This is a genomic window from Burkholderia sp. KCJ3K979 (assembly GCF_016759955.1).
In the GTDB taxonomy this organism is placed as follows: domain Bacteria; phylum Pseudomonadota; class Gammaproteobacteria; order Burkholderiales; family Burkholderiaceae; genus Burkholderia; species Burkholderia orbicola.
The window spans coordinates 23,855-29,854 of the sequence record NZ_JACFYV010000073.1 but is presented as its reverse complement, the minus strand read 5'-3'; the positions used below and the strand labels follow the sequence as shown (position 1 = coordinate 29,854).

The following is a 6,000-nucleotide window of genomic DNA, read 5'->3' as shown; positions in this document are numbered from 1 at the left end:
TCGCGGGGCTGCGCCCGCCGCCGATCCCGGTCGCGGTGCGCGACGCGCTCGCCGATCTGTCGGTCGGCGGCGGCCCCGGCGACCCGGCGCTCGACGCCGACTGGGGCGAGCCCGGCCTGTCCGCGGCCGAGCGCGTGTTCGGCTGGAATACGCTCGAGATCCTCGCGTTCAAGGCCGGCAATCCGGAGCATCCCGTCAATGCGATCCCGCCCGCCGCGTATGCGCACTGCCAGTTGCGCTTCGTCGTCGGCACCGACTGGGAAGCGCTGCAGGCGCACCTGCGCGCGCACCTCGATGCGCACGGCTTCGCCGACGTCGAGATCGACGTCGAACGCGGCGCACCGGCGACGCGCGTGCCGCCGGACGATCCGTGGGTGCGCTGGGCCGTCGCGTCGCTCGCGCGCACCACCGGCAAGAAGCCCGCGATCCTGCCGAATCTCGGCGGCACGCTGCCGAACGACGTGTTCGCCGACACGCTCGGGCTGCCGACGCTGTGGGTGCCGCACTCGTACCCGGCGTGCTCGCAGCATGCGCCCGACGAGCACCTGCTCGCGAGCGTCGTCAGCGAGGGGCTGCAGATGATGGCCGGCCTCTTCTGGGATCTCGGCGACGACGCGCCGCCCGTTCGCCGCGCGGCATCCGCCGCGACCGGCGCCGCCCTGTAACGCGCTTCGCCCCTTTTCACGGGACCTGCACACACGATGAATACGACCACCCTGACCTCGCAGGACGCCGCGCGCCCCAGCGCCACGAAGATCCGGCGCATCATCTTCGCGGCGTCGATCGGCAACGCACTCGAATGGTTCGACCTGATCGTCTACGGCTTCTTCGCGGTCACGATCGCCAAGCTGTTCTTCCCCGCCACGAGCGAAGCGACGTCGCTGATGCTGACGCTCGGCACGTTCGGCCTGTCCTACCTGATCCGGCCGATCGGCGGCTTCGTGCTCGGCGCGTACGCGGATCGCGCGGGCCGCAAGGCGTCGCTGCTGCTGTCGATCGCGATGATGATGGCCGGCACGCTGCTGATCGCGCTGATGCCGACCTACGCATCGATCGGCATTCTCGCGCCGCTCGGGATCATGCTGTCGCGGCTGATGCAGGGCTTTTCCGCCGGCGGCGAATTCGCGAGTTCGACCGCGTTTCTCGTCGAGCACGCGCCGCAGCGGCGCGGCTTCATGTCGAGCTGGCAGTTCGCGAGCCAGGGCCTCGCGACGTTGCTCGCGTCGGGCTTCGGCGCGCTGCTGACGGCCACGCTGACCACCGCGCAACTCGAAAGCTGGGGCTGGCGCGTGCCGTTCCTGTTCGGCCTCGCGATCGGCCCGGTCGGGCTGTACATCCGCCGCTACGTCGACGAAGGCGTCGAGTTCAAGACGCAGGCGCGCTCCGAAGCGCCGGTGCGCGAACTGTTCGCGGACCAGAAGGTGCGCCTGCTGCTGTCGGTCGGCGCGCTCGTGATCTCGACCGCGATCAACTACATGATCCTGTACATGCCGACCTACGCGATCAAGCAGCTCGGGCTGCCCGCATCGACCGGTTTCGCGGCGACGCTCGCGACCGGCTTCGTGCTGACGCTCGTCACGCCGGTCGTCGGCCATCTGTCCGACAGCACCGGGCGAATCCGCATGATGGCGGCCGCGGCCGTGCTGATGCTCCTCACCGTGTGGCCGACGTTCGCATGGCTCACGCGCCACGCGTCGTTCGCGACGATGCTCGCCGCACTGGTCTGGATCGGCGCGCTGAAGGCGATGTACTGCGGCGCGCTGCCGGCGCTGATGGCCGAACTGTTCCCGTCGCAGACGCGCGCCACCGGGCTCGCGGTCAGCTACAACACCGGCGTCACGCTGTTCGGCGGCTTCGCGCCGTTCGTCATCACCTGGCTGATCAGCACGACCGGCAACCGGCTGTCGCCGGCGCTCTATCTGATGGGGTGTGCGCTGCTGAGCCTCGCCGCGCTGTTCGTCGCGCGCACGCGGCTGAAAATGCGCTGACGCGAGAAACGACGGCGCAGCAAGGCGCCGCCGAAACCGCCCGACTCGGTGCGGCTCGGTGCGGCTCGGCCCGTCGCGACATCGCCGCCGCGCGGCCGCGCGCCGTTTACGGCGCCGGGTTCGGCTGCCGTTCGTGCAATGCGTCGATCTCGGCGAGGATCTCGTCGGACAGCGTCACGTCGACGCTGCCGATGTTTTCCTTCAACTGCTCGAGCGACGTCGCGCCGACCAGGTTGCTGCGCACGAACGGGCGGCTGTTGACGAACGCGAGCGCCAGTTGCGCGGGCGACAGCCCGTGACGCTGCGCGAGCGCGACGTAACGCGACGTCGCCTCGACGGCCTGCGGCTTGCTGTAGCGCTGGAAGCGCTCGAACAGCGTGATCCGCGCGCCGGCCGGACGCGCGCCGTTCTCGTACTTGCCCGACAGCCAGCCGAATGCGAGCGGCGAATACGCGAGCAGGCCGACGCCGTCGCGATGCGTGAACTCCGACAGCCCGTTCTCGAACGTGCGGTTCAGCAGACTGTACGGATTCTGGATGCTCGCGATGCGCGGCAGCCCGAGCCGCTCGGCCGCGCGCAGGAACTGCGCGACACCCCACGGCGTTTCGTTCGACACGCCGATCGCGCGCACCTTGCCAGCCTTCACGAACTCCGCGAGCACGCCGAGCGTTTCCTCGATCGGCACCGTGTACGCGTCGTCGACCCACGGATACGCGGGACGGCCGAAGGTGGTCGTGCTGCGATCGGGCCAATGCAGCTGGTAGAGATCGACGTAGTCGGTCTGCAGGCGCTTGAGGCTGCCGTCGAGCGCTTCGGTCAGGTTCTTGCGGTCGAACTGGTTGCCCTCGCCGCGAATATGACGCGGATTGTGCGGCTGCCGCGCCGGCCCGGCGATTTTCGTCGCGAGCACGATGCGGTCGCGCTGCGCGCGATGCTGCGCGATCCAGGTGCCGATGTACTGCTCGGTGCGGCCCTGCGTGTCGGGCTTCGGCGGCACCGGATACATCTCCGCGGCATCGATCAGCGTCACGCCGTGTCCGAGCGCGTAGTCGATCTGCTCGTGCGCGTCGCGCTCCGAATTCTGCTCGCCCCACGTCATCGTGCCGAGACCGATCAGGCTGACCTCGATGCCCGAATCGCCGAGTGTGCGGTATTCCATGCTGTTCCTGTCGCGTCGGTGGAAAGCAGGAACGCTATCACATTGAAGCCACTGCTTCAGATGGGCCCCGCGCACGCTTACAAGCGGCCTTCGGCGCTGCTCCCCACGCTCACGCGCCCGCCCGGACGGGGGTGTCGCCCCCTCCCGTCACTGCGGCCGCTGGATGAAGCAGGTCGCCGACGCATGCGCGACGATCTTGTCGTCCGGCGTCTTCAGCGTGCCCTCCGCGACACCCAGCGAACGCGACAGGTGAATCACGCGCCCTTCCGCGATCAGCTCGACGTCGCGCGGCACGGGCCGCAGCATCTTCACGTGCAAATCGACGGTGCCGTAACCGACGCCCGCGTCGAGCATCGAATGCACCGCGCACCCGGTGACGGAATCGAGCACCGTCGCGGCGAACCCGCCGTGCACGCCGCCCAGCGGATTCAGGTGCCGGCCGTCCGCCCGCGCCGAAAACTTCACGTAACCGAGTTCGACGTCGAGCGGACGCATCGGGATCGTCTCGGAAATCGATGCCAAGGGCGCGTCGCCCGACACGGCGGCGCGCAGCAGATCGAGACCAGACAGGGAAAGCGGGTTCATCGGGTTGTCTCCGGGTTGAAAGCGCGTCGCCGCGCGAGTAAGTTCTAAATTGGAACTCATTATTGTCAACGATGCCGGCCGTTGTCAACGCGGCCGCGCCCGTTGCGACCGAAGGCGGGTTCTATAATCGAACCCGCTATTTCGCTGAACCGCCGCACGACCGCCGCAAGAGGCAAGAGACAAGAGACTCGACGATGAAATGGGATGACATCGGCACGCTGAACTGTTCGGTCGCGCGCACGCTCGCCGTGCTCGGTGACCGCTGGACCATGCTGATCCTGCGCAACGCGTTCCTCGGCTGCCGCCGCTTCGATGCGTTCCAGACCCAGCTTGGCCTGACGCGCCACGTGCTGGCCGAACGGCTGGCGCGACTCGTCGACGAAGGCGTGCTCGTCAAGCGCGCGTACCAGGAGCGCCCGCCGCGCTTCGAATACCGGCTGACCGAAAAGGGGCTCGACCTCTACCCGGCCCTGCTCGCGCTCATGGCGTGGGGCGACCGCTGGAAGGACGACGGCCAGGGGCCGCCGGTGCAATTGCGCCACCGAACCTGCGGGCAACTGATGCATGCGGTGACCGTGTGCTCGGCCTGTGGCGAACCACTCGACGCACGCGACGTGCAGCCGGAGCCCGGGCCCGGGTGGATCGTGTCCGACGGGGCTGAGGCGCCTGCAGCCAGGGATTGACGGACGCGCTACACGCGGCTCGCGAATGACTGTCTGACGCACTCGCTGCACATACGCTTCGGCCATGGGCCGCATTGAGTCCAGGTCCTTCCAACCGGGCCGCGCGCGTTGCTTGCCACGCAAGCGCCTTGCAACGACGAACGCAATCGCATGCCATCGCAGCCCCATCTGCTATCCGTCGATCGCCCCGCTCGCACACGCGGGCTGCATGACGCAACTTTGCGTCACCCTCTCCACCCGTGCCGATCATCGCGTGGACCAGCGCTTCGCATCCGCACGTGACCGGGCCGCCACGCGTGCGTTACACTCACGGCCCGCTGTCTCGAAATTATTCGCTGTCCAAGATGTTGTCGCGCAATCGCCTCGCTGCCGCCTGTCTCGCCGCTTCCCTGCTCGCCACTCCGTTCGCCGCCTTCGGCAAGACGCAAAGCGAATCGCTGCTCCAGCAAGCGATCGATCTCGTGTCTCGATGGCTGCCAGCCCCCACTCACGAAGCACCTGCGACCCAGGTCGTCGAATCGGCTTTCTCGCCGGACGGCGGCGCCGAGGCGCTCGTACTGAAAGCGATCGGCGCGGCGCGCAACTCGATCCGGGTTGCCGCCTACTCGTTCACGTCGCCGCCCGTCACGCGTGCATTGCTTGCCGCCAAGCGCCGCGGCGTCAATGTCGCGGTGGTCGTCGACGACAAGGGCAACCGCGCGAAGAACAGCAAGCAGGCACTGAACCTGCTCGTCAACGCGGGCATTCCGACGCGCACGATCGACGCCTATGCGATCCATCACGACAAGTACCTCGTGATCGACGCCGAGCACGTCGAAACGGGTTCGTTCAACTACAGCGCGTCGGCAGCCAGCCGCAATTCCGAGAACGTCGTCGTGGTCTGGAACAATCCGCAACTCGCGTCGCGCTACCTCACGCACTGGCAAAGCCGCTTCGATCAAGGCACGCCGTACCGCTCCAGCTACTGACGCGCGACACGCGCTCGCCGCCCCACCGCTCACATTCGCGTCACCGTGTTGCAGATGATCGGCGAGCATGGCGCGATGTTCAATTCGGCCGAATGGCCAGTGCGCCGCGTCGCGAAGCGACCGTCACGCGCGACGACGCCGCGTTCAATGAATGTCAGGCACCCGCCCCGTTGCTGCGCCGGCATGCGCGCTCGACACACAGCGGTTCGCGTGCCCGCCCACACCGCTGGCCGAATTCGCCGACGAGCCTTGGTCGCCCATCGGCAGCACGCTGCGCACGCAATCGGTGCTGAACATCAGCGTGTTCTGAACCAGCGGGTAAATGAGATACAGCGCAAACGCGAGATAGCCCGCGTACAGAATTCGAACCATGGTGCGATGGGAGGCGATGAATGATTGGTCTCGTCCTGTTTACGGCGTGGCGACGCGCACCTTGAGGTATCGGCTGCCCGATTCCGCATCGGGACGAAACACGGGCCGATGACACCCGCTTCTTACCGCATCTTCAACGACGCTCACGAACCCGATCGCCGCCGCGGCGGGACGTGCAGCGAGGCGACGCATCGAGCCATGCGCAACACCGTTCGACGTACGAACCATGACCAACCTGGCCGACG

At 67.7% G+C, this 6,000-nt stretch carries 7 protein-coding genes; 4 read left to right on the top strand and 3 right to left on the bottom strand.

What is annotated here, in order from left to right:
- Both H3O04_RS17680 and H3O04_RS17675 read left to right on the top strand, forming a co-directional pair.
- Window positions 1–665, top strand: a 665-nt coding sequence (locus H3O04_RS17680; protein WP_202588151.1) for a peptidase dimerization domain-containing protein, incomplete at its 5' end; no start/stop codon positions are given.
- Window positions 666–701: 36 nt separating this feature from the next.
- Window positions 702–1,988: an MFS transporter gene (locus H3O04_RS17675; RefSeq protein ID WP_202588150.1), complete on the top strand. Its 1,287-nt coding sequence runs from the start codon at window positions 702–704 to the stop codon at window positions 1,986–1,988.
- Between the two features lie 106 nt (window positions 1,989–2,094).
- Here H3O04_RS17675 and H3O04_RS17670 read toward each other — a convergent pair whose 3' ends face one another.
- Together H3O04_RS17670 and H3O04_RS17665 are read right to left on the bottom strand one after the other, a co-directional pair.
- Window positions 2,095–3,147, bottom strand: a complete 1,053-nt coding sequence (locus H3O04_RS17670; protein ID WP_012328428.1) for an NADP(H)-dependent aldo-keto reductase — start codon at window positions 3,145–3,147, stop codon at window positions 2,095–2,097.
- Between the two features lie 147 nt (window positions 3,148–3,294).
- On the bottom strand, window positions 3,295–3,732 hold the full coding sequence (locus H3O04_RS17665) for a PaaI family thioesterase (protein WP_011545334.1): 438 nt from the start codon (window positions 3,730–3,732) through the stop codon (window positions 3,295–3,297).
- A gap of 194 nt (window positions 3,733–3,926) precedes the next feature.
- On the opposite strand from H3O04_RS17665, the gene H3O04_RS17660 reads away from it, so the two are divergent.
- Both H3O04_RS17660 and H3O04_RS17655 read left to right on the top strand, forming a co-directional pair.
- The gene (locus tag H3O04_RS17660; RefSeq protein WP_043886424.1) at window positions 3,927–4,415 is read left to right on the top strand and encodes a winged helix-turn-helix transcriptional regulator; all 489 of its coding nucleotides are present in this window, start codon (window positions 3,927–3,929) and stop codon (window positions 4,413–4,415) included.
- Window positions 4,416–4,759: 344 nt separating this feature from the next.
- Window positions 4,760–5,383 (top strand): phospholipase D family nuclease, encoded by a 624-nt coding sequence (locus H3O04_RS17655; RefSeq protein ID WP_202588149.1) that lies wholly within the window; start codon window positions 4,760–4,762, stop codon window positions 5,381–5,383.
- A 144-nt stretch (window positions 5,384–5,527) separates the two neighbouring features.
- On the opposite strand, the gene H3O04_RS17650 is transcribed toward H3O04_RS17655, so the two are convergent.
- On the bottom strand, window positions 5,528–5,755 hold the full coding sequence (locus tag H3O04_RS17650; protein ID WP_011545331.1) for a hypothetical protein: 228 nt from the start codon (window positions 5,753–5,755) through the stop codon (window positions 5,528–5,530).
- Window positions 5,756–6,000 lie beyond the last annotated feature (245 nt).

Excerpts from the sequence above, each read along its gene's own strand:
- H3O04_RS17675 (WP_202588150.1), top strand. The coding sequence starts at position 702 with ATGAATACGACCACCCTGACCTCGCAGGACGCCGCGCGCCCCAGCGCC.
- H3O04_RS17670 (WP_012328428.1), bottom strand. The coding sequence starts at position 3,147 with ATGGAATACCGCACACTCGGCGATTCGGGCATCGAGGTCAGCCTGATC.
- H3O04_RS17665 (WP_011545334.1), bottom strand. The coding sequence starts at position 3,732 with ATGAACCCGCTTTCCCTGTCTGGTCTCGATCTGCTGCGCGCCGCCGTG.
- H3O04_RS17660 (WP_043886424.1), top strand. The coding sequence starts at position 3,927 with ATGAAATGGGATGACATCGGCACGCTGAACTGTTCGGTCGCGCGCACG.
- H3O04_RS17655 (WP_202588149.1), top strand. The coding sequence starts at position 4,760 with ATGTTGTCGCGCAATCGCCTCGCTGCCGCCTGTCTCGCCGCTTCCCTG.
- H3O04_RS17650 (WP_011545331.1), bottom strand. The coding sequence starts at position 5,755 with ATGGTTCGAATTCTGTACGCGGGCTATCTCGCGTTTGCGCTGTATCTC.